Origin of the sequence: Serinicoccus sp. CUA-874 (genome assembly GCF_001942225.1) — a bacterium.
GTDB lineage: Bacteria > Actinomycetota > Actinomycetes > Actinomycetales > Dermatophilaceae > Ornithinicoccus > Ornithinicoccus marinus.
Genome location: NZ_MKJZ01000035.1, coordinates 151061 through 177224, shown reverse-complemented (window position 1 = coordinate 177224; position 26164 = coordinate 151061). Strand labels below are relative to the sequence as shown.

Genomic DNA, 26164 nt, shown 5'->3' with positions numbered 1-26164 from the left:
ACTCCAAGTCACGCTGGTGCGGGGAGCGCTGAAGTATGTCGTGTGCCCGGGCTACCCGGACCAGCTCTTCGACCTCGAGGCGGACCCCGACGAGTTGAGCGACCGCGCGGGCGACCCGGCCGACGCGGAGGTCGCCGCCGCGATGCGCGCGGAGCTCGACCGGCGCTACGGCCTCGAGGCCTGGAGGACGCGGTGCGCGCCAGCCAGGCACGGCGACAGGTCGTCGCCGCCGCCCTCCGCACCGGAAGGCACCGCGCCTGGGACCTCGTGCCCGACCCCGAGCCGCGGTATGTCCGGGGCGACTTCCGGGACGCGCTCGACTACGGCACGGTCGCGGCCGACTGATCACGTCGGCGGTCCGCGAGGGCGCTAGCCAGCGGGTGGATGTCTCGGTAGGGTCGGATTGTCAACATATGGACAAACTCTCGGCGTAGGGACATTCACCGTGGACGCACTTGCCCGTCGACTGGGGTTGCGTACCAACCCGCAGATCTTCTTCACCTCGGCCGGACTGATGGTCGTCATCCTGGCCCTCCTGCTCATCTTCCCCGGAACGATCGGTGACGGGTTCACGGCCGCCCGGACCTGGGTGACCACCAACCTGGGCTGGTTCTTCATCTTCGGGGTCACCGCCTGGCTGGTCTTCCTCGTCTGGATCGCGATCAGCAAGTACGGCGACCTGCGCCTGGGCAAGGCGGACGAGAAGCCCGCCTACGGCCGCGTGTCCTGGTTCACCATGCTCTTCGCCGGTGGCATCGGCACGGTCCTGATGTTCTGGGGCGTCGCCGAGCCCATCTCGCACTTCTCGACCCCACCCTTCCCCGGGGTGGAGCCCTACAGTGCGGCGGCGGCCGAGGACGCGATGAACGTCGCGCTCTACCACCTCGGGCTGCACACCTGGACGATCTTCACCCTGCCCGGGCTGGCCTTCGGGTTCTTCATCTACCGCTACGACCTGCCGATGCGGGTCAGCTCGGTGTTCTACCCCTTCCTCAAGGAGCGGATCCACGGGCCGATCGGCAAGACCATCGACGTCTTCGCCGTGCTGGGCACGCTCTTCGGCCTGGCGGTGAGCCTGGGGCTGGGCACCTCGCAGATCAGCGCCGGCCTCTCCGCCCTCACCGGTCTGTCGGACTCGGTACTCGTCCGGGTGCTCGTCATCACGGTGCTGACCGCGGTCGCGACGGTCTCCGTCGCGGTCGGGCTGGACAAGGGCATCAAGCGGCTGTCGAACATCAACATCGGTATGGCCGTCGGCATGATGCTCTTCGTCCTCTTCACCGGCGGCGCCACGGTCTTCCTGCTCCGCGAGCTGGTCGAGAGCGCCGGCAACTACCTCGCCGCGCTGCCCGGTCTGTCGCTGTGGAACGACGCCCTGGCCAACGCGACCCAGGACGAGGGCTGGGGCTGGCAGGCCGGCTGGACCGTCTTCTACTGGGCCTGGACCGTCACCTGGGCGCCGTTCATGGGGGTCTTCCTGGCCCGCATCTCCCGAGGGCGCACGGTCCGCGAGTTCATCGGCGGGGTGCTGGTCGCGCCGTCGCTGTTCACCCTGGTCTGGTTCGTCATCTTCGGCTGGTCCGCGATGGAGATCGACGGCATCGGGGGTGAGGGCGGCCCCATCTCGGCGGCCGTCGCCGAGAGCGTCCCGCTGGCGATGTTCACCTTCTTCGAGAGCTTCCCCTGGACCCCGCTGCTGCAGGGCCTCACGGTCGTCATCGTCGCCCTGTTCTTCGCGACGTCGGCGGACTCGGCGGCGCTCGTGGTCGACATGCTCTGCTCCGGGGAGGACGAGGAGGGCCCGGTCGGCCAGCGCGTCTTCTGGGCGGTCTGCCTGGGGGCGCTGGCGGCGCTGCTCATCATGCTCGGCGGGGACGAGGCGATTCCGGCCCTGCAGGAGGTCATCACCGTCGTCGGCCTGCCGATCTTCATCCTCGTCTTCGCCATGATCCCGGCCCTGCTGGTCGGGCTGAGATCCGAGCGACGGCGGGTCCTGCGCGGCGACCACGACGTGACGCCGATGGAGGAGATCGAGCGCGACCCGGAGGAGACGCCGAGCGCCTGAGGGACCGGGCTGCGAGGATCCGGGTATGCCGGAGAAGATCGTCCTCGACTGCGACCCCGGGCACGACGACGCGATCGCGATTCTGCTGGCCGCGGCCAGCCCGGCGATCGAGCTCCTGGCCGTCACGACGGTCTCGGGCAACCACGACGTCGAGCACACGGCTCGCAACGCGCTGTCCACCTGCGCGGCTTACGGGATCGAGGTGCCGGTGGCCCGCGGCTCGGCCCGACCGATGGTGCGCGACCAGGTGCTGGCGGTGGAGATCCACGGCGAGACCGGGCTCGACGGCCCGGAGCTGCCCGCCGCGACCTTCGAGCTCGACGAACGGCACGCCGTCGACCTCATCGTCGACACCGTCATGGAGCACGAGCCGGGCACCCTCACCCTGGTGCCGGTCGGCCCGCTCACCAACATCGCCCTGGCGGCGCGTCGCGAGCCTCGCATCGTCGAGCGGGTCAAGGGAGTGATGTGCATGGGCGGCGAACTCACCGCGGCAACATCACCCGGCGGCGGAGTTCAACATCTACGCCGACCGGCACGCGGCGGACGTCGTCCTCCGGGAGGACTGGCCGGTGACGGTGTCCGGTCTCGACCCTCGCCACGCAGATCGACCAAGCCCGCTTCTGCGACCTGGTCGTGGACTCGGTGGAGCGGCTGACCGCCGACCTGGGATGAGCGGGACGACGACATCCACGCTGATCCTCCTGGTCGGGCTTCCAGCCGTCCGGCTTCCCGACCTGGGGCGACTGGCGTCAGCGCCGCTGGCCCCCTTCGGTCTGAGAGCCGGCGTGGTCAGAGCACGTCGGCGACCGCCTTCTCCCAGAGGTCGCCGGCCTCGTCGACCTGATCCTCGGTGACGACCAGCGCGGGGATGAAGCGCACCACCTGCGACCAGGCGCCGCAGGTGAGCAGCAGCAGCCCGTGGCGCGCGGCGGCCTGCTGGGCCCGAGCGGCCGTCTCGCCGTCCGGCGTGCCGTCAGCCGTGCGGAACTCCGCGCCGAGCATCAGGCCGAGCCCGCGCACGTCGGTGATGGCGGTATGCCCGTCCGCGACCGCCTGCAGCCGCCCCCGCAGCTGCTCCCCGCGAGCCGCCGCATTGCCGACGAGGTCCTCGCGGCGCATGACGTCCAGCGTGGCGAGAGCGGCGGCGCAGGCCACGGCGTTGGCGCCGTAGGTGCCGCCCTGCGAGCCGGGCCAAGCCCTGCTCATGAGCTCCTCGGAGGCGGCGATCCCGGAGAGCGGGAAGCCGGAGGCGATGCCCTTCGCGGTGATGAGCACATCGGGAGCGACGCCAAAGTGCTCGTGCCCCCAGAAGCGCCCGGTGCGACCCCACCCGGTCTGCACCTCGTCGAGCACGAGCAGGATGCCGTGCCGGTCGGCCCGCTCCCGCAGACCGGCCAGGAACTCCGCCGAGGCCGGCACGTAGCCACCCTCGCCGAGCACCGGCTCGACGAGGAAGGCCGCGGTGTCCTGCGGGGAGCTGACGGTCTGGAGCTGGTAGTCGAGCTCTCGCAGCGCGAAGGCGGTCGCCTCCTCCTGGCTCCAGCCGTAGTGGGTGGGGTTGGGGAAGGGCGAGACCGCGACCCCGGGCATCAGCGGCGCGAACCCGGAGCGGAACTTCGTGCCCGAGGTCGTCATGGACGCCGCGGCGACGGTGCGCCCGTGGAAGCCCCCGTGGAAGGTGATGACGTTGGGCCGACCCGTCGCCTGGCGCGCCAGGCGCAGGGCGGCCTCGACCGCCTCGGACCCGGAGTTGACGAAGAACATCGAGTCCAGGCCGGCGGGCAGGACCTCGGACATCCGCTCGACGAGGTCGAGCAACGGGCGGTGCATGACGGTGGTGTACTGCGCGTGGATGACCTTGGCGACCTGCTCCTGCGCTGCGGCGACGACGTCCGGATGGGCGTGGCCGGTGCTCGTCACCCCGATGCCCGCGGTGAAGTCGAGGTAGCGTTCGCCCTGCTCATCCCAGAGGATCGCTCCCTCACCACGGTCGGCGATGACGGGGGTGGCCTGCTTGAGCAGGGGGCTGAGGTGCGCCACGGTCGTCTCCTGCGATTGATAGATTGTTGACAATCCGAACGTACCGCATGAGGAGGCAGCTGTGAGCGAGGGACGAGAAGACGTCGAGGGGCTGGACCGGGACGGTGTCCTGCGACGGGTGCCGACCGACCTGTTCATCGGCGGGGAGTGGGTCCCGGCGGACGCGGGGGAGCGCTTCGACGTGCTCGACCCGGCGAGCGGGCGTGCCATCGCCAGCGTCGCCGACGCCGGTCCGGACGACGGTATGGGGGCGCTCGAGGCCGCGGCCTCGACCCAGGCCGAGCTGGCGGCGACCTCGCCCCGGCAGCGCGCGGACTGGCTCACCGCTGCCTACGAGGCGGTGATGGACCGGGCCGACGACCTGGCCCTCGTGATGACCCTGGAGATGGGCAAGCCGCTGGCCGAGGCCAAGGGCGAGATCACCTACGCCGCGGAGTTCCTGCGGCACTTCGCCGCGGAGGCGCTGCGCATCGAGGGTGGCTATCAGACGGCGCCGGCCGGCAACGCCCGCTTCCTCACGATGCGCCAGCCGGTGGGGCCTTCGCTGCTCATCACGCCGTGGAACTTCCCGATGGCCATGGGCACCCGCAAGATCGCGCCGGCGATCGCCGCCGGCTGCACCAGCGTCATCAAGCCCGCCGCCCAGACGCCGCTGTCGATGCTCGCGCTCGTGCAGATCCTGCACGAGGTGGGGGTGCCGGCCGGGGCGGTCAACGCCGTCACGACGACGCAGGCCGGTGAGGTGATGGAGCCGATGATCCGCTCGGGCCTGGCCCGCAAGCTGTCCTTCACCGGGTCCACCGCCGTCGGCAAGGTGCTCCTCGAGCAGTGCGCGGAGCGGGTGCTGCGGACCTCGATGGAGCTCGGTGGCAACGCCCCCTTCATCGTCTTCGCGGACGCCGACCTCGAGGACGCGGTCGCCGGCGCGATGGCCGCCAAGATGCGCAACATGGGCGAGGCCTGCACCGCCGCCAACCGGATCTACGTGCAGGAGCCGGTCGTGGCGGAGTTCGGGCGGCGGCTCGCCGAGGAGATGGCGGCTTTGACCGTCGGACCGGGGACGCAGCAGGGGGTCACGGTCGGCCCGCTCATCGACGACGCGGCGCAGACCAAGGTCGCCGAGCTCGTGCAGGACGCGATCGAGCGCGGCGCGCAGGTGCTCACCGGGGGAGAGGTGCCCGAGGGCGAGGGCTACTTCTACCCGCCGACCGTGCTCACCGGCGTCTCGCCGGACGCGCGGATGGCCGATGAGGAGATCTTCGGGCCGGTGGCTCCGCTGACCCCGTTCACCACCGAGTCGGAGGTGCTGGGTCTGGCCAACGACACCCCCTTCGGCCTGGTGTCCTACGTCTACACCCGCGACCTCGACCGTGCCCTGCGCATGGCCGAAGGACTCGAGTCCGGCATGGTCGGTCTCAACCAGGGTGTCGTCTCCAACCCGTCGGCGCCCTTCGGCGGGATCAAGGAGTCCGGCCTGGGCCGCGAGGGCGGTGCGGTCGGCATCGAGGAGTTCCTCGAGGTGAAGTATGTCGGGATCGCCGGTCCTCGCCCCGCCGCTCAGGACGGCTGAGGCCCGCCCGCCGCGTCGGTGACGGCCCCGGTCGTGGATCCGGTCAGCCGCCGCAGCGCGTCCCGCATGTGGTGCACGATCAGCGCATCGGTCCGACGGGGGTCCCCGTCCGCGAAGGACCGGGCGATCTCGCGGTGCTCGCCGACCCGGGCCTCGTCGACCGCATAGGTCGGCTCGAGCAGGTGGATGCACATGCGGGTCTCGGTCATCAGCGTCGCGTGGATGCGGGAGAGGTGCGGGCTCTCGGCGTGCTCGACGAGGACCTGGTGGAAGTGGATGTCGGCGTGGCTGACGTCCCGGACGTCCTGCCGGGCGGCGGCTCGTGCCATCTCCTCGACGACCTCGAGCAGCGCCGCCGAGGTCGCGGCGGGGGTCGTCTCGTGGATCCGTCCTCCGGCGGCCCGCTCGATGGCCGAGCGAGCGAGGTAGAGGTCACGCACCCGCTCGTCGGTCATCTCCACGACGAAGAGACCCCGGTTGGGGTGGGCGACGAGTAGACCCTCCTGGGTCAGCCGCTGGAGCCCCTCGCGCAGGGGGCCACGGCTGACCCCGAGGCGGGCGGCATACTCCACCTCGCCGAGCTGGCTGCCCGGTGCGATCTCGCCCAGCGCGATCGCCTCCCGGATGCGGGAGGCGACCATGCTCGGGGTCGACTCGCGCGGCACGGGGTGCAGCGCGGCGGAGCCGGACCGCGAGAGGGCGGTCATCGGGCGGCTCCCAGCAGTGCGGCGTCGCCGCCGGCGGGCACCGGGTCGGCGATGAGGACGCCGGTGCCGAGCGCGCTCTCGAGGTCCTCGACCCAGCGCAGCGTGTGCAGCGCGGTGTCCGGCACGAGGACCGCGTCGGCGCCGGTCCGGTCGCTGCCGGAGGTGCAGGCCCACACGAGCGCCGCGCAGCCCGGGGGCAGCTGGTCGGCGCCGGCCGCGAGCCGGTCCGCTCCGCCCAGGTCGAGGAGCGCGTCCACCCGGTGGGCGTCCCCCCCGACGCTGGTGTGCACGAGCGCGAGGGCCACGTCGTGGCCGTGACCGCGCAGGTGCTCCTGCGCCCAGCCGTCGTCGTCCTCGGCGCGGTGGCCGGGAAAGATCCCGATGCTGGTCATCGCCCACACCCCTGTGCTCGCCGGCCGCCGGGCCGGACCTGGTTGGTGGTCTCGATTGTAGACAATTCGCCCCCGCTGGAGCTTTGCTCGCGCCGCTAGGCCGTCGCGCCCGGTCTGAGGAGCTCCAGGACGGTGCGGGCATACCCCCGGGCGGCGGTGACGAGCTCGTCGACCGCGACCGACTCGTCCGGGCGGTGCGCCTGCTCGGCTACGGACCCGGGCCCCTGCACCACGACGGGTATGCCCCACGCGTCCGCCACGAAGCCACCGTCGCAGGCGGCGGTCCAGCCGGCGAGGGGCGCCGGACCGCGCCCCGCGGCGGACATCGCCCCGTCCACCGCCGTCACGAAGGGGTCGTGCGGCGAGGTCTCGAAGCCGGGCATGTCCATGGGCGAGGAAAGGGTCCACGTCAGGCCACGCTCGTCCAGGTCGAGCCGGTCGAGCCGATGCCGCAGCGCGTCGAGCACGCCGTCGACCGGCTCGCCAGGGAGGAGCCGGCGGTCCACCTCGAGGCGGCACAGGTCGGGGACCGCCGAGCCCGAGGTGCCGCCGGAGATGACGCCCACGTTGAGCGTCGCGGGACCGACGAGCGGGTGCGCGTCGACGCGCAGCTCCTCGTGCCAGCGCTCCAGGTCGGCCACCACCCGGGCGGCGCCGCCGATCGCGTTGCGGCCGTCCTCGGGTCGACCGGCGTGCGCCGCGACCCCGCGCACCTCGACGTGCAGGTAGGACGCGCCCCGCGCCGCGACGACCGTCGTCAGGTCCGTCGGCTCCGCCGCGACGCACCCGAGCAGGTCCGGTCGAGGGCCGGCGACGAGGGCCCGGATGCCGAGACCGTTCTGCTCCTCGTCGCACAGCGCGTCCAGGTGCACCGGTCCGGAGGGGACGAGCCGGGACTCCCGGACCGCGGCGAGCGCCAGCAGCACGGCGGCGAGGCCGCCCTTCATGTCCGCGCTCCCGCGACCGCCCAGCCGTCCCTCGACGACCGACCCGGCATACGGGTCGCCGGTCCAGTCCTTCGGATCGCCGGGCGGGACCACGTCGGTATGCCCGAGGAACAGCAGCCCCGGGCCGTCACCCCCGGGCAGCGTGACGCGCACGTTGGGTCGCCCGGGCGCCACGTCGTGCTCGGCCACCTGCAGCCCCAGCTCGGCGGCCAGCGAGGTGAGGACCGCGGCCGTGGCGGCCTCCTCGCCCGGCGGGTTGGCCCCCGGGGCCCGGACCAGGGCGGTGGCCATCGGCAGCAGCCGCTGCGCGGTGATCGCGTCGAGGACGGCGCCCTCGTCCGGGGTCACCGGTGCGCCAGCGAGTCGACCGCGCGCGCCAGCCGCGCCACGCCCTCGCGGATCCGATCCGGCGGGGTCGAGGCGAAGCACAGGCGCAGGTCGTGCGGGAAGCGCCGGGCGGGGGAGAAGGCGTTGCCCGGGATGTAGGCGACACCCTCCGCCAGCGCGACCTCGAACAGTGCCTCGGTGTCGACGTCGTCGCCGAAGCTCACCCAGAGGAAGAAGCCGCCCTCGGGGTCGGTCCACGTGGCCCGGCCGGCGAAGTGCTCGGTGAGCGCGGCCTGCATGGCCTCCTTGCGGCGGCGGTACTCCTGACGCTGGGTGATGAGATGATCCTCCAGGTGCCCGGCCCGGAGGAAGTCCGCGACCAGGCGCTGGGCGGGCAGGTTGGTGCAGGTGTCCATGGCCTGCTTGGCGTGGATGAGCAGCTGGCCGAGGCTGGGGTCGGCGTCCACCCAGCCGACCCGCAGCCCCGGGGCGATGATCTTGGAGAAGGTGCGCACCGAGAAGACCAACGGATCGCCGTCGGCCAGCTCGTGCAGGCTGGGCAGCGCCTCGCCGGCGAAGCGCAGCATGCCGTAGGGGTCGTCGTCCAGCACCACGCTGCCCCAGTCCTGGGCCAGGCCGATCAGCTCCTGGCGACGGGTGAGCGACATCGAGGTGCCTGACGGGTTCTGGAAGGTCGGCACGGTGTAGATGAGCTTGGGGGTGCGACCGGCCCGCTCGACCGCCTCCCGCAGCGCGTCGATGGACATCCCCTCCTCGTCCACGGCGATCTCGGCCAGCTCGGCCTGGTAGGCGAGCGCCGTGGCGCTGCCGTTGGTGTAGGTCGGGGACTCCACCGTGACGAGGTCACCGGGGTCGATGAAGAGCTTCGCCGCCAGGTCGAGTCCCTGCATACCTCCCGCGGTGATGGTCAGCCGCTCCGCGGTGGTGGCGTCGGTCGTGCCCTCCAGCATCTCCAGGAGGGCGGTGCGCAGCGGCGGGTCACCCTCGGTGGCGGCGTAGTCGAAGGCGTCGGCGCCGTGCAGCGCGCTCCGGGCTGCCTCGTCCAGCTGGTCGGTGGGGATGGCCTCGGCTGCGGGGCTGCCCATGGCGAAGCGGACGATGTCGTGCGTCTGCTGCGCGAGCAGCGAGGTGCTGGAGTCGATGACCGAGCCGACGAGCAGCTCGGCGCGGGAGGCCAGCGGCAGCGTGGTCGAGGCGGTCGTGACGGGGGTCATGCGTGGATCACCAGTCCTTGGTCGAGGGGGGCGAGCAGTTCGGGTCCGGCCTTGGTGACGAGCACCGACTCGGAGGTCTCGTAGCCCCAGCCGTCCATCCACATCCCGAGGATGAGGTGGAAGCACATGCCGGGCTCCAGCGCGGTGTCGTCCTCGGCGCGCAGGCTCACCGTGCGCTCACCCCAGTCGGGTGGGTAGCCGATGCCGATCGAGTAGCCGATGCGCGAGTCCTTGCGCAGCCCGTGCCGGGTCAGCTCCGCGGTGAAGGCGGCGTGGACGTCGGCGGCGGTGGCGCCGGGGTGCACCGCGCGCAGCGCCGCCTCCAGGCCGAGGCCGGTGGCCTCGGCCGTCCGGGCCAGCCGCGGGGGAGGAGGGCCGAGGCTGACGGTCCGCGCGAGCGGCACGTGGTAGCGGCGGTGGACCCCGGCCAGCTCGATCGTCGTCGCCTCGCCCTGCCGCAGCGGCTCCTCCACCCACGTCAGGTGCGGGGTGCCGGCGGTCTCGCCGCTGGGGAGCATGGGGACGATGGCCGGGTAGTCACCGCCCAGCGCCTCGGTGCCGTGCGCCTGCGCCTGCTGGATCTGCGCCACCACGTCGCACTGGCGCCGGCCGGCCCGCAGGGCGTCGATCGCCGCGGTCATGGCGCGCACGGTGACCTCCCCGGCCGCGCGCAGGAGGGCGACCTCGGTGTCCGACTTCACCACGCGCAACCAGTTGACCAGCTCCTGGCTGTCGACGACCTCGACCTGCGGGAGCGTGGCCCCGAAGGCGAGGTAGGCGCGGGGGGAGAAGAAGTGGGCGTCCAGCTCCATCGCGATCGTCCCGGCGCCGGAGGGCAGGACCCCGACCTCCCGTCCGGTGCTCGCGATCCACTCCCACGGATGGATGTCGTGCCGGTGCACGTAGTGCTCCGGATAGCCGTGGATCTGGTCCCGGGGCAGGGTCGCGGTGTGGTGACCGCCCTTGGCGTCCATCGCCCGCAGCACGAGATGGGCCTCGCCCTGCGCCGGCACCAGGAGAGCCTGGGGCATGTAGAACGACCAGGCGTTGTAGCCGGTCAGGTAGTAGAGGTTGGCCGGGTCGGTGACCACGAGGGCGTCCAGGCCGCGCCCGCGCAGCACCTCCTGGGTGCGCGCCATGCGTCGCTCGTGCTCGGGACGCAGCGTGTGGGGATGGGCCGTCTGCGCGGCCCGCGTGATCTCGGTGAGCCCGCTCATACCCTCTCCTCGGCGCTGCTGGCGCTGACGGTCGAGCCGTCCCCGACCTCCGGCCGGTGGGCCAGGAGCCCCTGGCCGGGGCCGACCGCCTCGACGTCGTAGGGCACCACGACGCCGATCCCGGGCTCCCGCAGTGACGCCCCGGTCGCGACCGGTGCCGCGCTCGCCGGTCGCGGTCCTGCCGCGCCCACCGTCAGACTCTCCTGCACCCGCCCCACGATGCCTGACGGAGGAGATTGTTGACAATCCGACACGGCCTTTCTACCGTCGCGCTGTGACCGGACACCGCCCCCGCGTCGTGGTGCTCACCGCTCCCGGCCTCGACCCACCGCCGCAGCTGGAGGAGGTCGCCGCGGAGGTGGACCTCGTGGTGGTCACCGCCGACGATCTGGCGACGGCGCTCCCGGGCGCCGGGCACTCCTCCTGTGGGACTTCTTCTCCGCCGCGGTCGAGAATGCCTGGCCGGCGGCCGACTCGCTGGAGTGGATCCACGTCGCCGCAGCAGGGGTGGACTCACTGCTCTTCGACGAGCTGCGTGCCTCGCCGGTGATGGTGACCAACGCGCACGGGGTCTTCGACCGCCCCATCGCCGAGTTCGTCCTCGCCAGCATCCTGGCCCACGCCAAGCGGCTCCACGAGAGCATGCGGCTGCAGCGGGACCACGAGTGGGCCCACCGGGAGACCACCCTGGTGCGCGGCCAGCGGGTGCTCGTGGTCGGCACCGGGGGGATCGGCCGAGAGATCGCCCGGCTGCTCCGCGCCGTCGGGTGCGAGGTGCGCGGGGCGGGTCGACGGGAGCGCGCGGCGGACCCCGACTTCGGGACCGTGGTGCGCAGCGACGCGCTGGTGGAGCACGTCGGCTGGGCCGACCACCTGGTCAACGCCACGCCGCTGACGCCGGCGACGCGAGGGCTGCTCGACGCCGCCGTCTTCGCCGCCATGCGCCCTGAGGCCCACGTCGTCAACATCGGTCGAGGGGCGAGCCTGGTGGAGGCGGACCTGCTCTCGGCGCTCCGCGCGGGCCGCCTCGCGGGAGCCTCGCTGGACGTCTTCCAGACCGAGCCGCTCCCGGACGACTCGCCCCTGTGGGACGCGCCGGGGCTGGTGGTCTCCGCGCACCTGTCGGGAGACGTCACGGGCTGGCGGGACCGGCTGGCCGAGCAGTTCGTCGCCAACCTGCGGCGGTGGCGCGCGGGTGAGCCGTTGACCGGCGTCGTCGACACCCGGCTCGGCTACGTTCCCGGGGCCGGGGCGACGGGGTCGCCATGACGTCCGTGCGACCGACCGTCTCCGAGCTGTCCGCGGCCTTCGCCTCGGGCACGTCGACGCCGCTGGAGGCGACCGAGCGTGCCCTGGAGGCGATCGACCGCTTCGACCCGGTCGTCCACGCGATGGTCCTGGTGGACCGCGAGGGCGCGCTCGCGGCCGCGCGGGAGGCGACCCGGCGCTGGGCGGCGGGCACCCCGCTGGGCCCGGTCGACGGCATACCGACGACGATCAAGGACATCCTGCTCACCCGGGGCTGGCCCACGCTGCGGGGCAGCCTGCTCATCGACGAGGGGCAGCCGCAGGACTGGACCGAGGACGCGCCGGCCGTCGCCCGGCTGCGTGCGGCGGGATGCGTCCTGCTCGGCAAGAACAGCACTCCCGAGTTTGCGTGGAAGGGGGTCACCGACTCGCTCCGCCACGGACCGACGGGCAACCCGTGGGACCCCGGCCTCACCGCCGGCGGGTCCAGCGGGGGAGCGGCGGCCGCGGTCGCGCTCGGCATGGGTGCCTGGTCGATCGGCACCGACGGGGGCGGGTCCGTGCGCATCCCGGCCTCCTTCACGGGGATCGTCGCGCTCAAGCCGACGTACGGCCGGATCCCGCTCTACCCGGCCAGCCCGTACGGCACGCTCTCGCACGCGGGACCCATGACGACGAGCGTGGCGGACGCGGCGCTCCTGCTCGACCTCGTCGGCCGCCCCGACCCGCGCGACTGGTCGGCGCTGCCCGAGCCGAGCGGGTCGTTCCGGGAGGGTCTCGAGGACGGGGTCGCGGGCCTGCGGGTGGCGATCTCGCCGCGCCTCGGCCTGGACGTCGACAACGACCCGGCGGTCGAGTCGGCGGTGCTGGCCACGGCGCAGCGGCTCGCCGAGGACGGTGCCCGCGTGGAGCAGGTGGACCCCGGCATCAGTGACCCCGTGGACGCCTTCCACGTGCTGTGGTTCAGCGGCGCCGCCAAGGTCATCGAGGACTACGGTCCCGCAGCCCTGGAGCGGGTGGACCCGGGTCTGCGCGAGGCGGTGCTGCGTCACGGCGCCGGGGCGAGCGCGAGCGCCTACCTGGACGCGACGGCGGTCCGGATGGACCTGGGGCAACGGATGGGGCTCTTCCACGAGACCTGCGACGTGCTCCTCACCCCCACCATGCCGATCCCGCCCTTCGAGCTCGGGCACCAGGCCCCTGGCGGGGACGACGCACTCTGGACGTCGTGGACGCCCTACACCTACCCCTTCAACATGACCCAGCAGCCGGCGCTGTCGGTGCCGTGCGGGACGACGTCGGAGGGTCGTCCGATCGGGCTGCAGGTGGTCGGGGCCCGGCACGCGGACGCCTGGTGCTCCGGGTGGGCCGGGCGATCGAGCGGCGGGCCCCGGTCGGGCTGCCCCCGATGCTGCACGCCCCGCGAGCGGGAGGACGAGGAGAAGAGGCATGAGCAGATTCGTCACCGTCACCCTCGAGCAGCACGGCGTGACCTGCCGGGCCCGCCTCCAAGACGAGGAGGCGCCGCGCACCTGCGCCGCGGTCTGAGACCTGCTGCCGACCAGCGCGCAGGTCTACCACGGCACGTACGCCCGCAACGAGATCTACACCCTGCTCCCGCACCGGGGCGGCAGCACGAGCCGGACCGGGAGAACACCACGATCACCCCGATCCCGGGCGACCTGTGCTGGTTCACCTTCGACGGCGACCAGGGATGGGTGCCCGGCAACGTCTTCGGTGAGTGCGTCGAGGGTCTGCCCGAGATGGCGGCCGCCTGCCAGGACCTGTGGATGGGCGGTGCGCGCGGCGAGCGGCTCACGCTCCGGCGGGCGGAGGACTGAGGGCGGTGCCGCTGTCCTGAGCCCTGCGATCGCGCTAGCGTGGGCCGATGGCACGTCGTCGGGGATGGATCGCCGGGATGGTCGTCGTGGGTCTGCTGCTCACCCTGCCGCAGGTGGCCCTGTGGCGGCCGACCCCGGACACGCCGCTGCAGCAGGGGCTGTTCTGGGTCGCGGGCCTGTCCTACCACGTGTCGGGGCTGCTGCTCGGCGTGGCGCTGGTCGCGGCCGCGGTCCTGGTGGGCGAACGTGCCGGACTGGTCCGCCTGACCGGCGGGCCGGCACCACGGCTGGTGCTCCTCGCGATGGCGCTCGTGGTGCTCGGCACGGTCGCCGGATGGGGTGTGCAGCGGCTCGCGCTCGGGGTGGAGGGTCACGGTCTCGTGGGCTGGTCGCTGCTCCTGATCCAGGTCTTCGCCTGGGTGGTGGGACTCGGCTACGCCCTGGCAGGGGTCTGGCTCGCCGGCAGGCTCCCCGCACCCCACCGGGAGCACGCCCCGCCAGCACCGGTGAGAGACCCGTCACAACCGCGGTAGGGGGCGCGTCGCCGGGCTCGGCGGGGTCACCCGAGCGCCTAGACTTCCGGGGTATGACGGGCGTCCAGGGGGATCGGCCCGGTCCGGCGCCGGAGCAGCGCGTGCTGCCCGTCACGGACCGGCTCTGGACCGTGCCCAACCTGCTGTCCATGGTCCGTCTCGCCCTCGTGCCCGTCTTCGTCTGGAGCCTGCTGCGGCACGAGCTGGGCTGGGCGGCGCTCGTGCTCGTGGTGGCGGGAGCTCCGACTTCGCCGACGGCAAGATCGCACGGCACTACGGACTGACCAGCCGGCTGGGGCAGGTCCTGGACCCGGTCGCCGACCGGCTCTACATCGCCGCCACCGTGCTCGGTCTCGCGGCCGTCTCGGTCATCCCGTGGTGGCTCGTGGCCGTGCTCTTCGCCCGCGAGGCCTTCATCGTCCTGATGTACCCCGTCGTGCGGCGCCACGCGCTGCCGATCCCCGAGGTGACCTTCATCGGCAAGGCGGCGACCTTCAACCTGCTCGGCGGTTTCCCCCTGCTCCTGCTGGGGCACGTCGAGGGGTGGTGGACGGTGCTCTCGCTGGCCTGCGGCTGGGCGTTGGTGTGGTGGGGCACGGTGCTCTACTGGGTCACCGGCGTGACCTACGGCTGGCAGGTGGCCCACATGGTGCGCCAGCGTCGCGACGCCGGGAGAGTGGTCCGGTGAGGTGGCGACGGGGCCAGGCCGACCCCGACCCCGCGGCGTCGATGGCGCTGCTGAACGAGGTGCTCGACCCGCCGCTCGGCCCGGGCTACGACTCGGCGGCCCGGTCGCGCACCGAGCAGGGGCTCCCCGCGCCGTCCGGCACGCGGACCTGGTTGATGTTCGGCACCACGCTCGTCCTGGGGGTCCTGCTGACCACGGCGGCGGTGACGCTGCGCACCCCCGACCCCGCGGAGGCCGCCGGCCGCGCCCAGCTCGTCGAGCGGATCGAGCAGGTGGAGCGGGTCGGCGACGAGCGGAGCGTGCAGGTGGACGCGCTCCGCACCGAGGTGGGCGAGCTGGAGCGGGCGGCGGTCGTGGCCGACAGCGGGGGCTCCGGTGAGGCCATCGCGGCGGCCGCCGTGATGGCCGGGGGCACCGCCGTGACCGGCCCGGGCGTGCAGATCACCCTCCACGACGCAGAGCAGCCCGCCGACGACACCCCGGGGGAGGACGCCGAGCCGGAGCGGATCAACTCCCGGGACCTGCAGCTGGTCGTCAACGGGCTGTGGCGGGCGGGTGCCGAGGCCGTCTCCGTCGACGGGCACCGGCTCACGAGCACCTCGGCCATCCGGTTCGCCGGGCAGGCGATCATCGTGGACTTCCGGGGTCTCACCCCGCCCTACGACATCGTGGCGATCGGCGCGCCGGAGGAGCTCACGACCGAGCTGACCTCGGGGGCGACCGGGGCCTACCTCCAGGAGATCGATCGCCAGCTCGGTCTCCGCTCCGAGGTGACTGCCGCCAGGGAGCTCACCGTCGGTCCCGGGGTGCGGCTCTCGACCCGGCTGGGCACCATCCTCTCCGGCGAGGCGCGCCCCGCGCCGACCCCCGGCGTGCTGCCCGACCGTCACCCTCGAGGCGAGGAGCCACGATGATCCCTGTCCTCGGTCTGCTGGTCGGCGTCGTCCTGGGGCTGGTGATCAGCCCGGAGGTCCCGACCTGGCTGCAGCCCTACCTGCCCATCGCGGTCATCGCCGCGCTCGACGCCGTCTTCGGGGCGGCACGGGCCTCGCTGGAGGGCATCTTCAACGACCGCGTCTTCGTCATCTCGTTCCTGTCGAACGTGGTCGTCGCCGCGCTCATCGTCTTCCTGGGCAACCAGCTCGGGGTCGGCGCCCAGCTCTCCACCGGTGTCGTCGTCGTGCTGGGGCTCCGGATCTTCTCCAACGTCGCGGCCATCCGACGGCACCTCCTGGGGGCCTGAGGTGACCGACGACCAGGCCTCGGACCGCGCCCCGGTCCCTGAGCGGACCCGTCGCCTCGCCGGGCTGGGCCGCGTCCGGCGACGCGCGTCCCCCACCCCCGCCGAGGCCCGACGACGGCTGCGCCGGCTCGGCGGGTTCCGCGCGACCCGGGGACAGCTGACGGCAGCCCTGCTGACCGGTCTCCTGGGTGTCGCCCTCGTGGCCCAGGCGAGGGTCACCGAGCAGGCCGGGCTGGAGCAGCTGCGGGAGTCCGAGCTGGTGGCGCTGCTGGACGACGCGACCAGCCGTGCCGAGTCGTTGGGGGAGGAGGTCGACCAGCTCGAGGCCGACCGCGAGCGGTTGCTGGGCGCAGACGGGGACGACGTCGCCGCGGAGGCGGCCCGCCAGCGGCTGGAGTCCTACCAGATCCTCGCCGGGACGGTGCCGGTCCAGGGCCCCGGGATCACCGTCCTCGTCGACGACGGCGGCTCGGTCGTCACCCAGACCATGGTGCTGGACGGCATCCAGGAGCTGCGGGACGCTGGCGCCGAGGCCATCCAGGTCGGGACGGTCCGGGTCGTCGCCTCCTCCTACGTGAGCACCGACGAGGCGGGCGAGATCCTGCTGGACGGGCAGCGTCTGGGCTCGCCCTATACCATCACGGCGGTGGGGGACGCGCATACCCTGGCCGGGGCCATGGCCATCCCCGGGGGGTTCACGGACTCGCTGCGCAGCGTCGGGGCCGAGGTGACCGTCGTCGAGGCGGACACGGTGGTCATCGACGCGTTGCACGAGCCGATCGAGCCTCGTTACGCTCAGCCTGTGCCCGCGACGGGGGATCCCTGAGGTCGGGCCGCAGCGACACCGCCGTCCGTCCCGGCCGGCGCACCGTGTTCGAGCCGAGGAGAGCGATGAGCAGCCTGGACTACCCCGACGACCTGCGCTACACGACCGACCACGAGTGGATCCGTGACGTCGGCGACGGGACCGTGCGGGTCGGCATCACGTCCTACGCGCAGGACGCGCTCGGGGACGTCGTCTACGTCTCGCTGCCCACGGTGGGCGACACCGTCGCCCCGGGCGACTCCTGCGGCGAGGTGGAGTCGACCAAGTCGGTGAGCGACATCTACGCACCGCTGGCCGGCGAGGTCACCGCGGTCAACGACGCGCTCGACGCGACGCCGGAGCTGGTCAACACGGACAGCTACGGCGAGGGCTGGATGTATGAGATGAAGCTCTCCGACCCCTCGGTCCTGGAGACCCTGCTGGACGCCGAGGCCTACCAGGGCCAGCTCGACTGACCTGTCGGCGGCCTGACGTAGAGTGAGGCCCGTGGACCGACGGACCATCGTCCGCCGGGCAGCAGTCCCATCCCACCGACGAGGAGGTCAGCACCGTGAGTGGCGACGATCGTGACCGTGAGCACCACGACCTGGGTTCGGACCCGACCACGGCCCGGATCCCGGGCGGTACGGACCTTCCCGCCGCGGAGTACACCTTCGACGACGAGGCGCCCCGGCTCTCGGCCGACGACCAGCGCACCGTGGACGCCCTGCGGCCCGGGACCGCGCTGCTGATCGTGCTTCGCGGGCCCAACACCGGCGCGCGTTTCCTCCTCGACGCCGACGAGGTGACCTCGGGGCGGCACCCGCACAGCGACATCTTCCTCGACGACGTCACCGTCTCCCGCAAGCACGCGCAGTTCGTTAAGGAGCAGGAGGGGTATGCCGTGCGCGACGTCGGGTCCCTCAACGGCACCTACGTCAACCGCCAGCGGATCGAGGAGATGCCGCTCAACCAGGGCGACGAGGTGCAGATCGGCAAGTTCCGGCTGGTCTACTACCGCGGGCGCTCGTGACCTCAGCCGCCCCCGACCACGCCGGCGCGGGCAGGACGGTCGCGCACCCTGGCGGGGTGTCCATCGGTGCGGTGCTCGGCGAGCTGCACGGCGACTTCCCCGACCTGACCCAGTCCAAGATCCGCTACCTCGAGCAGGAAGGGCTGATCAGCCCCGAGCGGCGCGCCTCCGGCTACCGGCTCTTCACCGAGGCCGATATCGCCAGGCTGCGCTTCATCCTCACCGCCCAGCGGGACCGGTTCTGGCCGCACAAGGTCATCAAGGACGCGCTGGACCGGCTCGACCGCGGCCTGGACGTCCCCGGTCTGACCGGGCCCACCCCCCAGGCCGACGCCTCCTCGCCCGCGCCGCCCCCGCGCCCGAGCCCGCGGCGCACGCACCGGTCTCGGACCTCAGCGCGGGCGCACTGCGCCGTCGCCGCGCGGTGCGGCTCTCCCCCCTGGAGCTGCGGGAGCGCACCGGGCTGGACAGCGCGGCCTACACCCAGCTCACGTCCTTCGGCCTGCTGCGCACCGACGCCGGGGGCAAGCACCACGCCGACGACGTCGACGTGGCGGAGGCCGCCGTGGCGCTGGCCCGTTTCGGGCTGGAGGCCCGGCACCTGCGCCTCTTCCGGGTCGCGGCCGACCGGGAGATCGGGCTGACGCAGCAGCTCCTGGAGCCGCTGCGGCGCCGGCGCGCCCGAGGTGCGTCAGGTCCGGACCCGGCCGAGCGCGAGGCCGAGCTGTTGTCCCACACGCTCGCGCTGCACGTCGCGCTGGTCCGGTCCGGGCTCAACCAGTCACGCTGAGGGCGGCGCTGCGCGCGCGGGGGGCGGGGGCGCGCGGTACCGTGGGAAGGGTGAAAGAGCTCGACGTGCTCGGAGTCCGGGTCGAGATGCCGACCAACAGCCCCATCGTGCTGCTGCGTGAGCGTGACGGACGGCGCTACGTCCCCATCTGGATCGCCGCGCCGGAGGCGACGGCGATCGCCTACGCCCAGCAGGCCGTCGAGCCGCCGCGACCGCTCACCCACGACCTCATGGTGTCGGTGATCGAGGCGTTGGGGCGGCGGCTGGAGCAGGTGCGGATCACCGCGCTCCAGGACGGCATCTTCTACGCCGAGCTGCACTTCGACGGGGGCACCGTGCTGTCCGCCCGACCCTCCGACGCGATCGCGCTGGCCCTGCGCTCGGCGACCCCGATCCTCACCACCGAGGACCTCCTCGACGAGGTCGGGGTCACCATGGCCGTCGAGGAGGAGGACGAGGACGAGGTGGAGCGCTTCCGCGAGTTCCTCGACGAGGTGTCGGCCGAGGACTTCGAGGAGTCCCGGGACCGCGGCGATGAGGAGGGGCACCGATGAGGTCCCGGCGTGGCGCCGTTGACCGAGGGTCGACCGCGGCATACCGTCACGGTGTGCACCACACGAGGCACACGAGTCACATCATCAAGGAGGACCGGTGAACGCTGGAGCAGATGCGCCGGGCGGACCGACCAGCCGGGCGGGGGAGGGCCCGGCCCAGGGGCTGCTGTTCTCCGACGACACGGTAGCGCTCGACGACGCCATCGGCTACCGCGGTCCCACGGTCTGCGGCGCGGCCGGCGTCACCTACCGCCAGCTCGACTACTGGGCGCGGACCGGGCTGCTGGAGCCCTCCGTGCGCAACCCCTCCGGCTCGGGCACGCAGCGTCTCTACAGCTTCCGGGACATCCTCGTCCTCAAGATCATCAAGCGGCTGCTCGACACCGGCATCTCGTTGCAGCAGATCCGGGTGGCCGTCAACGCCCTGCGGGAGCGTGGCGTGCAGGACCTGGCGCGCATCACCCTCATGAGCGACGGCGCCAGCGTCTACGAGTGCACCAGCGACGACGAGGTCATCGACCTGGTCCGGGGTGGGCAGGGCGTCTTCGCGATCGCGGTCGGCAGCGTCTGGCGCGAGGTCGAGGGGCAGCTCGCCGAGCTGCCGAGCGAGCGGGCCGACGAGGTCCCGGTGGACCACCCGGGTGACGAGCTGTCGGCGCGCCGCCGCGCCCGCAAGACCTCCTGAGGCGTCCGGGCTGCGGCGACGGTGACGTGGCCCCGGTGCTAGATTGAGCAGGCCGACGACGTCGCGTGGGAGAGTCCTCTCCGACATGCGGTGAGGCGCCGAAGGGGCAAACTCCCCAGCAAGCTCTCAGGCGCCAGGACCACGCGGAGCAGGCAGCTCTGGAACGCCCCGGCCGGGGCCGGCAGAGGGGGAGGTGCCCGCGCAGGCCCACGCCCGAAGGAGTTCGTCCCATGAGCATGAGCGTGACCACCAGCCACCCCACCGCCGAGTTCGTCGGTCGTCACGTCGGTCCGCGGCCGGACGACGTCGCACGGATGCTGGAGGTGGTCGCTACGACAGCCTCGAGGCGCTGGTCGAGGCCGCCACGCCCGAGGGAATCCGCGGCGACGTGCCGCTGGACATCGAGGCAGCCGCGAGCGAGCAGGCGGTCATCGCCGAGCTGCGCGCGCTGGCGGCCAAGAACTCCGTGGTCACCCCCATGATCGGGCTCGGCTACTACGGCACGCAGACACCGCCGGTGGTGCTGCGCAACATCCTCGAGAACCCCGCGTGGTACACCGCCTACACGCCCTACCAGCCCGAGATCTCCCAGGGGCGGCTCGAGGCGTTGCTCAACTTCCAGACCGTGGTCACCGACCTCACCGGTCTGGCCGTGGCCGGCGCCTCGATGCTGGACGAGGGCACCGCGGCAGCGGAGGCCATGGCCCTGATGCGACGCAGCAGCAAGGTCGCGCAGGACGCCGTGCTGCTCCTCGACGAGCACGTGCTGCCCCAGACCGAGGCCGTGGTGCGGGCGCGGGCCACCGCCATCGGCTGGGACGTCGTGACCACCGACGTCACCACGGTGACCGACGCCGACAGTCTGCGGGGGGCGGCAGGGGACCGGGACGTCTTCGGCGTCGTCGTGCAGTATCCCGGGGCCGACGGCCAGGTGCGGGACTTCGCCGCACTCACCGAGGCCGCGCACGGGGAGGGAGCGCTGGTGACGGTCGCCGCCGACCTGCTCGCACTGACCCTGCTCGCCCCGCCCGCCCGGTGGGGGGCGGACGTCGCGGTGGGCAGCAGCCAGCGCTTCGGTGTCCCGCTCGGGTTCGGCGGCCCGCACGCGGGCTACCTCGCGGTGCGCGAGGGGCTGGAGCGCACCCTGCCGGGGCGCCTCGTCGGGGTGTCGAAGGACGTCGACGGCAAGCAGGCCTACCGCCTGGCGCTGCAGACCCGCGAGCAGCACATCCGCCGGGAGAAGGCGACCTCCAACATCTGCACCGCCCAGGTCCTGCTCGCCGTGATGGCCTCGATGTATGCCGTCTGGCACGGTCCCGACGGGCTGCGCCGGATCGCCGCCCGCGTGCACGCCCAGACCCGGGCCCTCGCCGCCGCGCTGACCGGCGCCGGGCTCGAGCTGGGCGTGGACCGCTACGTCGACACCCTCACCGTCCGGACGCCGGGCCGCGCGGACGAGGTGCTCGCCGCCGCCCTCGAGCGGGGCATCAACCTGTGGCGGGCGGACGAGGACACGGTGCTGCTGTCGGTGGACGAGCTCACCACCGAGGACGACCTGCGGGCCGTCGCCGCCGCCTTCGGCGCGGACCCGGACTCGGTCACCGTCGACGAGGACACGGCCCCCGACCACGGCGACCTCGCGCGGCGGGAAGACGAGGCATACCTCACCCGCCCGGTCTTCACCAGCCACCGCAGCGAGACGGCGATGCTGCGCTACCTGCGAACCCTCGCGGACAAGGACTACGCCCTGGACCGGGGGATGATCCCGCTCGGCTCCTGCACGATGAAGCTCAACCCGACGACCACCATGGAGGCGGTGACCTGGCCGGAGTTCGGCTCGCTGCACCCCTTCGCCCCGGCCGACCAGAGCCGGGGGTACCGCGAGCTCATCGACCAGCTCTGCGGGTGGCTGGAGGAGATCACCGGCTACGACCGGGTGTCGCTGCAGCCCAACGCCGGCGCGCAGGGCGAGTTCGCCGGTCTGCTCGCGATCCGGAAGTACCACCTGGACCGCGGCGACGACCAGCGCACGATCTGCCTCATCCCCGCCAGTGCGCACGGCACCAACGCCGCCAGCGCCGTCATGGCCGGGCTCAAGGTGGTGGTGGTCAAGAGCACCGGATCGGGCGAGGTCGACCTGGACGACCTTCGGGCCAAGATCGAGACCCACGGTGACCAGCTGGCCGCCATCATGGTCACCTATCCCTCGACCCACGGCGTCTACGAGGACACCATCACCGAGCTGTGCGAGCTGGTGCACGAGGCCGGGGGGCAGGTCTACGTCGACGGCGCCAACCTCAACGCGCTGCTCGGCATCGCCAAGCCGGGCGAGTTCGGCGGCGACGTCAGCCACCTCAACCTGCACAAGACCTTCACCATCCCGCACGGCGGTGGAGGCCCCGGCGTCGGCCCGGTCGGGGTGCGGGAGCACCTCGCGCCCTATCTCCCCAACCACCCGTTGGACCCGGAGGCCGGGCCCGGGAGCGGGCCCGGGCCCATCTCCGCGGCGCCCTTCGGGTCGGCCGGCATCCTGCAGATCCCCTGGGCCTACATCCGGCTGATGGGCGGCGAGGGGCTGACCCGCGCCGGGCAGGTGGCCGTCCTGAGCGCCAACTACGTCGCCCGGCGGCTGCACGAGCACTTCCCGGTGCTCTACACCGGCGAGCACGGCCTGGTGGCGCACGAGTGCATCCTGGACCTGCGGGGCCTGACCAAGAGCACCGGCGTCACCGTCGACGACGTGGCCAAGCGGCTCATCGACTACGGCTTCCACGCCCCGACCATGTCCTTCCCGGTCGCGGGGACGCTCATGGTGGAGCCCACCGAGTCCGAGGACCTCGAGGAGATCGACCGCTTCATCGAGGCGATGATCGCGATCCGTGCGGAGATGGACGAGGCCGCGGGGATCGTGGAGCACAGCGCCCTGCGCGGAGCCCCGCACACCGCCCTCAGCCTCGCGGGGGAGTGGGGCGAGGACCTCGCCTACGACCGGATGACCGCGGCCTACCCCGCGGGCGTCGACCCGGACCGGAAGTACTGGCCGCCGGTGCGGCGGATCGACGGCGTCTACGGCGACCGCAACCTGGTCTGCTCCTGCCCGCCCCCGGAGGCCTTCGAGGACTGAAGCCCCGGTCTGCCGCGCGGACCAACGTCGCCTTCCTGCAACCTTCATCGCTCTCCAGGGCGATGAAGGGACAGAGTCCCGCTGGGTGGTGGGCTTTGGGGTGATGCTCGGTGCCTACCGGTCGCCTCCTTGGAGGGCGACGGTTCCAGTATTGCTGGTCGGGTAGAGCTTGGCCATCGAGCCTTCGGACAGGTAGCGGCGGTCGTCGACCTGCCACTCGTCGTGCGTGTCGGCCAGGACGGCGCCGATGAGGCGGATGACGGCGGCCTCGTTGGGGAAGATGCCCACGACTCTGGCGCGGCGCTTGATCTCCTTGTTCAGCCGCTCGAGGGGGTTGGTGGACCAGATCTTGCGCCAGTGCTCCCTGGGGAACACCGCGAACGCGAGGACCTCCGACTTCGCGGCGTCCATCAGCGGGCCGGTCTTGGGGTAGCGGGTGGCGAGGTCGTCACGGACCTTGTCCCACTGCCGGGACATGGAGGCCAGGTCGGGTTGGGCGAAGATGGTCCGGAACACCGCGGCGACCATCTCGGTCTCCGCCTTCGGCACGTGCGCCAGGACGTTGCCGATGTTGTGGACCCGGCAGCGCTGGTGGGCCGAGCCATGGAACACCCGCCTCAGCGCGGCGACCAGGCCGGCGTGCTGGTCGGAGATGACCAGCTGCACCCCGCCCAGGCCGCGCTTCTTGAGCCCGGCCAGGAACGCTCGCCAGAAGACCTCGTCCTCGCTGTCGCCGACGTCCAGGCCCAGGATCTCCCGGCGACCGTGCTCGGTGACGCCGGTGGCGATCACCACGGCCTTGGACACCACCATCGCGGCCTCGGTGCGCACGTGCAGGTAGGTCGCATCGAGGTAGACGTAGGGGAAGCGGGCGTGGTCCAGGCGGCGGGTGCGGAACGCCCCGACCGCCTCGTCCAGCCGGGCGCAGATCCGCGACACCTCGGACTTGGAGATCCCGGTGCCGCCCAGGGCGACCACGAGGTCATCGACCGAGCGGGTCGAGACACCGTGGACGTAGGCCTCCATCACCACCGCGTACAGCGCCTGGTCGATCCGCCGCCGCGGCTCCAGGATGGACGGGAAGAAGCTGCCCTGCCGCAGCTTGGGCAGCGCGACCGTGACGTCACCGCCCTTGGTCGTCAACAGCTTCGGGCGGGTGCCGTTGCGCTCGGTCACCCGGGCCGGTGTCCGCTCGTAGCGGGCGGCGCCAATGGCCTCGGTGGCCTCGGCCTCGATCAGCTCCTGCAGGACCAGGCGCACGGACTCGCGCACCAGGTCCACGCCGTCACCAGCGCGAAGTGCGTCCAGCAGGTCGGACACGGCAGACTGGGGAAGGGTCATCGGTGAGATCTCCTCTGGTGAGTACTTGGCGGTACACACCTGGGGGCACCTCCCGCTTGCGGGGGCGCATCTCGCCGATGACCCCTCTACGTCAGAGAGCCACACCCACTCCCCAAACCCCACCACTCCACGGGACTCTTACGATGAAGGTCACAGGAAGCCGACCGCACTCCGGGGCGGGGGATGTGTGGTGATGCAGGCCACAGTGTGTGAGGATTCTGCGCATGGGCCAAGAGGTGAGTCACAGCGAGTTCACGCGGGAGCAGCGCCTGGCGTTCCGGGCGAAGGTCCGTGACGACCTCGACTGCTTCGAGCAGATGCTCGAGGGGAGCAGGTTCGACTTCACCCGACCGCAGATGGGGCTGGAGATCGAGCTCAACCTCGTCGAGGAGGAGGGCCTGACCCCGGCGATGCGCAACCAGGAGGTCCTCGCCGACATCGGCGAGGGCGACTTCCAGGCGGAGGTGGGCCGCTACAACATCGAGCTCAACGTGCCGCCGCGACCCATGGCGGGGGACCAGGCGGTCCGGCTGGAGCGCTGGCTGTCGCAGTCGATGCGACGCGCCGGGGACGCCGCGCGGGCGCATACCTGCCGGGTCGCCTCGATCGGCATCATCCCCAGCCTGCGTGCCGAGCTCTTCGACGCGCCGTGGCTGTCCGAGGGGGTGCGCTACACCGCGCTCAACGACTCGCTCATCCGGGAGCGTGGCGAGGGCTTCGAGCTGGAGCTGGAGGGCCCGACGGGGGAGCGGGTGGAGAGTTTCCACGACACGATCGGGCCGTTGTCCGGGTGCACCTCGGTGCAGCTGCACCAGCAGGTCACGCCGTTGGACTTCCCGGTCTACTGGAACGCCGCCACGGTGATCTCGAGCCTCCAGATCGCCATGGGCGCGAACTCCCCCTACCTCTTCGGCCGGCGGCTGTGGGCCGAGACCCGAATCCCGCTGTTCACCCAGATGACGGACACGCGCTCGATCGAGCTCAAGCACCAGGGGGTGCGGCCCCGGGCCTACTTCGGGCGGTCCTGGATCACCTCGATCTTCGACCTCTTCGAGGAGAACGTCCGCTCCTTCCCGGCGCTGCTGCCCGAGGCCTCGAACGAGGACGCCAAGGCCGTGCTGGCCGCCGGGGGAGTGCCGGAGCTGTCCGACCTCAAGCTGCACAACGGCACGGTATGGCGGTGGAACCGACCGATCTACGACATGTCCCAGGGCGTCCCGCACCTGCGGGTGGAGAACCGGGTGCTCCCGGCCGGCCCGACCGCCGTCGACACGGTGGCCAACGCGTGCTTCTACTACGGGTTGCTGGAGTCCTTCACCACGAGCGGGCGGCCGATCTGGACGAAGATGCCCTTCGCCGACGCCGACCGGAACTTCCTGGACGCCGCCAAGCATGGCATCCACGCCACGCAGACCTGGCCGGGGCTGGGGCGGCTCGCGGCGGTGGACCTCGTCGCCGACCACCTGCTCTCCGTCGCGGACGACGGGCTGGCGGCGCTCGGGCTTCGGCGCGAGGTGCGCAACCACTACCTGTCGATCATCGAGGGCCGCTGCCGGGCGGGCACCAACGGTGCCAGCTGGCAGGTCGCGGTCACCGAGGCCTACGAGGACGCCGGTTACAGCCGGGACGAGGCCCTCACGGCGATGTTCGGGCACTACCTGGACAACTCGGAGGACAACGTCCCGGTCCACACCTGGGAGGTGCCCACCGTGGAGGCGCGGACGGCTGAGGGCGACCAGCCGGACCGCCCGCAGGTGCGTCCCGCCTGACCGCGCC

At 72.4% G+C, this 26164-nt stretch carries 24 protein-coding genes, 3 pseudogenes and 1 riboswitch; of the genes and pseudogenes, 19 read left to right on the top strand and 8 right to left on the bottom strand.

Going from position 1 to position 26164, the window contains the following annotated elements:
• Window positions 1–42: 42 nt before the first annotated feature.
• From BJF80_RS21250 to BJF80_RS13140, 3 genes are all read left to right on the top strand, one after another.
• Window positions 43–345, top strand: a complete 303-nt coding sequence (locus BJF80_RS21250) for a hypothetical protein (RefSeq protein ID WP_321166410.1) — start codon at window positions 43–45, stop codon at window positions 343–345.
• Between the two features lie 100 nt (window positions 346–445).
• Entirely contained in the window at window positions 446–2065 is a 1620-nt protein-coding gene (locus BJF80_RS13145; protein ID WP_075814254.1) for a BCCT family transporter, read from the top strand.
• A 25-nt stretch (window positions 2066–2090) separates the two neighbouring features.
• Window positions 2091–2723 (top strand): nucleoside hydrolase, encoded by a 633-nt coding sequence (locus tag BJF80_RS13140; RefSeq protein WP_075814252.1) that lies wholly within the window; start codon window positions 2091–2093, stop codon window positions 2721–2723.
• Window positions 2724–2857: 134 nt separating this feature from the next.
• Here BJF80_RS13140 and BJF80_RS13130 read toward each other — a convergent pair whose 3' ends face one another.
• Window positions 2858–4108, bottom strand: coding sequence for an aspartate aminotransferase family protein (locus tag BJF80_RS13130; RefSeq protein ID WP_075814248.1), 1251 nt, complete (start codon window positions 4106–4108; stop codon window positions 2858–2860).
• Between the two features lie 61 nt (window positions 4109–4169).
• Between BJF80_RS13130 and BJF80_RS13125 the strand changes: the two genes are divergently transcribed.
• Window positions 4170–5678 carry an NAD-dependent succinate-semialdehyde dehydrogenase gene (locus BJF80_RS13125; protein ID WP_202817219.1) on the top strand — a complete coding sequence of 503 codons (1509 nt, stop codon included), beginning with the start codon at window positions 4170–4172 and terminating at the stop codon, window positions 5676–5678.
• On the opposite strand, the gene BJF80_RS13120 is transcribed toward BJF80_RS13125, so the two are convergent.
• The 6 genes from BJF80_RS13120 to BJF80_RS13095 form a co-directional block, all read right to left on the bottom strand.
• Window positions 5666–6385 (bottom strand): GntR family transcriptional regulator, encoded by a 720-nt coding sequence (locus tag BJF80_RS13120; RefSeq protein ID WP_075814246.1) that lies wholly within the window; start codon window positions 6383–6385, stop codon window positions 5666–5668. The two genes, BJF80_RS13125 and BJF80_RS13120, sit on opposite strands and share 13 nt — an antisense overlap.
• Window positions 6382–6777, bottom strand: a complete 396-nt coding sequence (locus tag BJF80_RS13115; protein ID WP_187344372.1) for a hypothetical protein — start codon at window positions 6775–6777, stop codon at window positions 6382–6384. Before BJF80_RS13115 ends, BJF80_RS13120 begins: the two co-directional genes overlap by 4 nt.
• Window positions 6778–6872: 95 nt before the next feature.
• Window positions 6873–8072 carry a M20 family metallopeptidase gene (locus tag BJF80_RS13110; RefSeq protein WP_075814242.1) on the bottom strand — a complete coding sequence of 400 codons (1200 nt, stop codon included), beginning with the start codon at window positions 8070–8072 and terminating at the stop codon, window positions 6873–6875.
• Window positions 8069–9286 (bottom strand): aminotransferase-like domain-containing protein, encoded by a 1218-nt coding sequence (locus tag BJF80_RS13105; RefSeq protein WP_075814240.1) that lies wholly within the window; start codon window positions 9284–9286, stop codon window positions 8069–8071. The genes BJF80_RS13110 and BJF80_RS13105 overlap by 4 nt, the downstream gene beginning before the upstream one ends.
• Complete coding sequence (locus BJF80_RS13100; RefSeq protein WP_083673671.1) at window positions 9283–10503, bottom strand: M24 family metallopeptidase; 1221 nt, start codon at window positions 10501–10503, stop codon at window positions 9283–9285. Before BJF80_RS13100 ends, BJF80_RS13105 begins: the two co-directional genes overlap by 4 nt.
• Entirely contained in the window at window positions 10500–10712 is a 213-nt protein-coding gene (locus BJF80_RS13095) for a hypothetical protein (protein ID WP_143554115.1), read from the bottom strand. Before BJF80_RS13095 ends, BJF80_RS13100 begins: the two co-directional genes overlap by 4 nt.
• 298 nt (window positions 10713–11010) lie before the next feature.
• Here BJF80_RS13095 and BJF80_RS13090 point away from each other — a divergent pair, with 298 nt between their 5' ends.
• The 14 genes and pseudogenes from BJF80_RS13090 to gcvP all read left to right on the top strand — a co-directional run bounded on the left by BJF80_RS13090 (window position 11011) and on the right by gcvP (window position 23047).
• A complete protein-coding gene (locus tag BJF80_RS13090) occupies window positions 11011–11772 on the top strand; it encodes a D-2-hydroxyacid dehydrogenase (RefSeq protein ID WP_321166405.1) in 762 nt (253 codons plus the stop codon).
• Window positions 11769–13592, top strand: coding sequence for an amidase (locus tag BJF80_RS13085; RefSeq protein WP_321166404.1), 1824 nt, complete (start codon window positions 11769–11771; stop codon window positions 13590–13592). Before BJF80_RS13090 ends, BJF80_RS13085 begins: the two co-directional genes overlap by 4 nt.
• Window positions 13593–13639: 47 nt before the next feature.
• Window positions 13640–14125 carry a hypothetical protein gene (locus BJF80_RS13075; protein WP_143554114.1) on the top strand — a complete coding sequence of 162 codons (486 nt, stop codon included), beginning with the start codon at window positions 13640–13642 and terminating at the stop codon, window positions 14123–14125.
• Window positions 14126–14178: 53 nt separating this feature from the next.
• Window positions 14179–14813 (top strand): annotated as a pseudogene (locus tag BJF80_RS13070) (CDP-alcohol phosphatidyltransferase family protein).
• On the top strand, window positions 14810–15727 hold the full coding sequence (locus tag BJF80_RS13065) for a DUF881 domain-containing protein (RefSeq protein ID WP_075814234.1): 918 nt from the start codon (window positions 14810–14812) through the stop codon (window positions 15725–15727). Before BJF80_RS13070 ends, BJF80_RS13065 begins: the two are co-directional and overlap by 4 nt.
• Window positions 15724–16056: a small basic family protein gene (locus tag BJF80_RS13060; RefSeq protein WP_075814232.1), complete on the top strand. Its 333-nt coding sequence runs from the start codon at window positions 15724–15726 to the stop codon at window positions 16054–16056. Before BJF80_RS13065 ends, BJF80_RS13060 begins: the two co-directional genes overlap by 4 nt.
• 1 nt (window position 16057) lies before the next feature.
• The gene (locus BJF80_RS13055) at window positions 16058–16882 is read left to right on the top strand and encodes a DUF881 domain-containing protein (RefSeq protein WP_083673670.1); all 825 of its coding nucleotides are present in this window, start codon (window positions 16058–16060) and stop codon (window positions 16880–16882) included.
• Between the two features lie 65 nt (window positions 16883–16947).
• A complete protein-coding gene (gcvH, locus tag BJF80_RS13050) occupies window positions 16948–17337 on the top strand; it encodes a glycine cleavage system protein GcvH (protein WP_075814230.1) in 390 nt (129 codons plus the stop codon).
• A 95-nt stretch (window positions 17338–17432) separates the two neighbouring features.
• Window positions 17433–17894 carry an FHA domain-containing protein gene (locus BJF80_RS13045; protein ID WP_022923920.1) on the top strand — a complete coding sequence of 154 codons (462 nt, stop codon included), beginning with the start codon at window positions 17433–17435 and terminating at the stop codon, window positions 17892–17894.
• Window positions 17891–18112: pseudogene (locus tag BJF80_RS20395) on the top strand (MerR family transcriptional regulator); the annotation flags it as partial. The gene BJF80_RS13045 and the pseudogene BJF80_RS20395, both read left to right, overlap by 4 nt.
• 206 nt (window positions 18113–18318) lie before the next feature.
• A complete protein-coding gene (locus BJF80_RS20390) occupies window positions 18319–18684 on the top strand; it encodes a hypothetical protein (protein WP_237767628.1) in 366 nt (121 codons plus the stop codon).
• Between the two features lie 50 nt (window positions 18685–18734).
• Window positions 18735–19238 carry a bifunctional nuclease family protein gene (locus tag BJF80_RS13035; RefSeq protein WP_075814228.1) on the top strand — a complete coding sequence of 168 codons (504 nt, stop codon included), beginning with the start codon at window positions 18735–18737 and terminating at the stop codon, window positions 19236–19238.
• A gap of 97 nt (window positions 19239–19335) precedes the next feature.
• Entirely contained in the window at window positions 19336–19923 is a 588-nt protein-coding gene (locus BJF80_RS13030) for a MerR family transcriptional regulator (RefSeq protein WP_075814226.1), read from the top strand.
• Window positions 19924–19979: 56 nt separating this feature from the next.
• Window positions 19980–20075: riboswitch (glycine riboswitch) on the top strand.
• 84 nt (window positions 20076–20159) lie between these two features.
• Window positions 20160–23047 (top strand): annotated as a pseudogene (gcvP, locus tag BJF80_RS13025) (aminomethyl-transferring glycine dehydrogenase).
• Between the two features lie 114 nt (window positions 23048–23161).
• Here the strand turns inward: gcvP and BJF80_RS13020 are convergent.
• The gene (locus BJF80_RS13020) at window positions 23162–24388 is read right to left on the bottom strand and encodes an IS256 family transposase (RefSeq protein ID WP_075814224.1); all 1227 of its coding nucleotides are present in this window, start codon (window positions 24386–24388) and stop codon (window positions 23162–23164) included.
• Between the two features lie 224 nt (window positions 24389–24612).
• Here BJF80_RS13020 and BJF80_RS13015 point away from each other — a divergent pair, with 224 nt between their 5' ends.
• A complete protein-coding gene (locus tag BJF80_RS13015) occupies window positions 24613–26157 on the top strand; it encodes a glutamate-cysteine ligase family protein (RefSeq protein WP_075814222.1) in 1545 nt (514 codons plus the stop codon).
• Window positions 26158–26164 lie beyond the last annotated feature (7 nt).

Excerpts from the sequence above, each read along its gene's own strand:
- BJF80_RS13140 (WP_075814252.1), top strand. The coding sequence starts at position 2,091 with ATGCCGGAGAAGATCGTCCTCGACTGCGACCCCGGGCACGACGACGCG.
- BJF80_RS13120 (WP_075814246.1), bottom strand. The coding sequence starts at position 6,385 with ATGACCGCCCTCTCGCGGTCCGGCTCCGCCGCGCTGCACCCCGTGCCG.
- BJF80_RS13115 (WP_187344372.1), bottom strand. The coding sequence starts at position 6,777 with ATGACCAGCATCGGGATCTTTCCCGGCCACCGCGCCGAGGACGACGAC.
- BJF80_RS13105 (WP_075814240.1), bottom strand. The coding sequence starts at position 9,286 with ATGACCCCCGTCACGACCGCCTCGACCACGCTGCCGCTGGCCTCCCGC.
- BJF80_RS13100 (WP_083673671.1), bottom strand. The coding sequence starts at position 10,503 with ATGAGCGGGCTCACCGAGATCACGCGGGCCGCGCAGACGGCCCATCCC.
- BJF80_RS13085 (WP_321166404.1), top strand. The coding sequence starts at position 11,769 with ATGACGTCCGTGCGACCGACCGTCTCCGAGCTGTCCGCGGCCTTCGCC.
- BJF80_RS13075 (WP_143554114.1), top strand. The coding sequence starts at position 13,640 with ATGGCACGTCGTCGGGGATGGATCGCCGGGATGGTCGTCGTGGGTCTG.
- BJF80_RS13060 (WP_075814232.1), top strand. The coding sequence starts at position 15,724 with ATGATCCCTGTCCTCGGTCTGCTGGTCGGCGTCGTCCTGGGGCTGGTG.
- gcvH (WP_075814230.1), top strand. The coding sequence starts at position 16,948 with ATGAGCAGCCTGGACTACCCCGACGACCTGCGCTACACGACCGACCAC.
- BJF80_RS13020 (WP_075814224.1), bottom strand. The coding sequence starts at position 24,388 with ATGACCCTTCCCCAGTCTGCCGTGTCCGACCTGCTGGACGCACTTCGC.
- BJF80_RS13015 (WP_075814222.1), top strand. The coding sequence starts at position 24,613 with ATGGGCCAAGAGGTGAGTCACAGCGAGTTCACGCGGGAGCAGCGCCTG.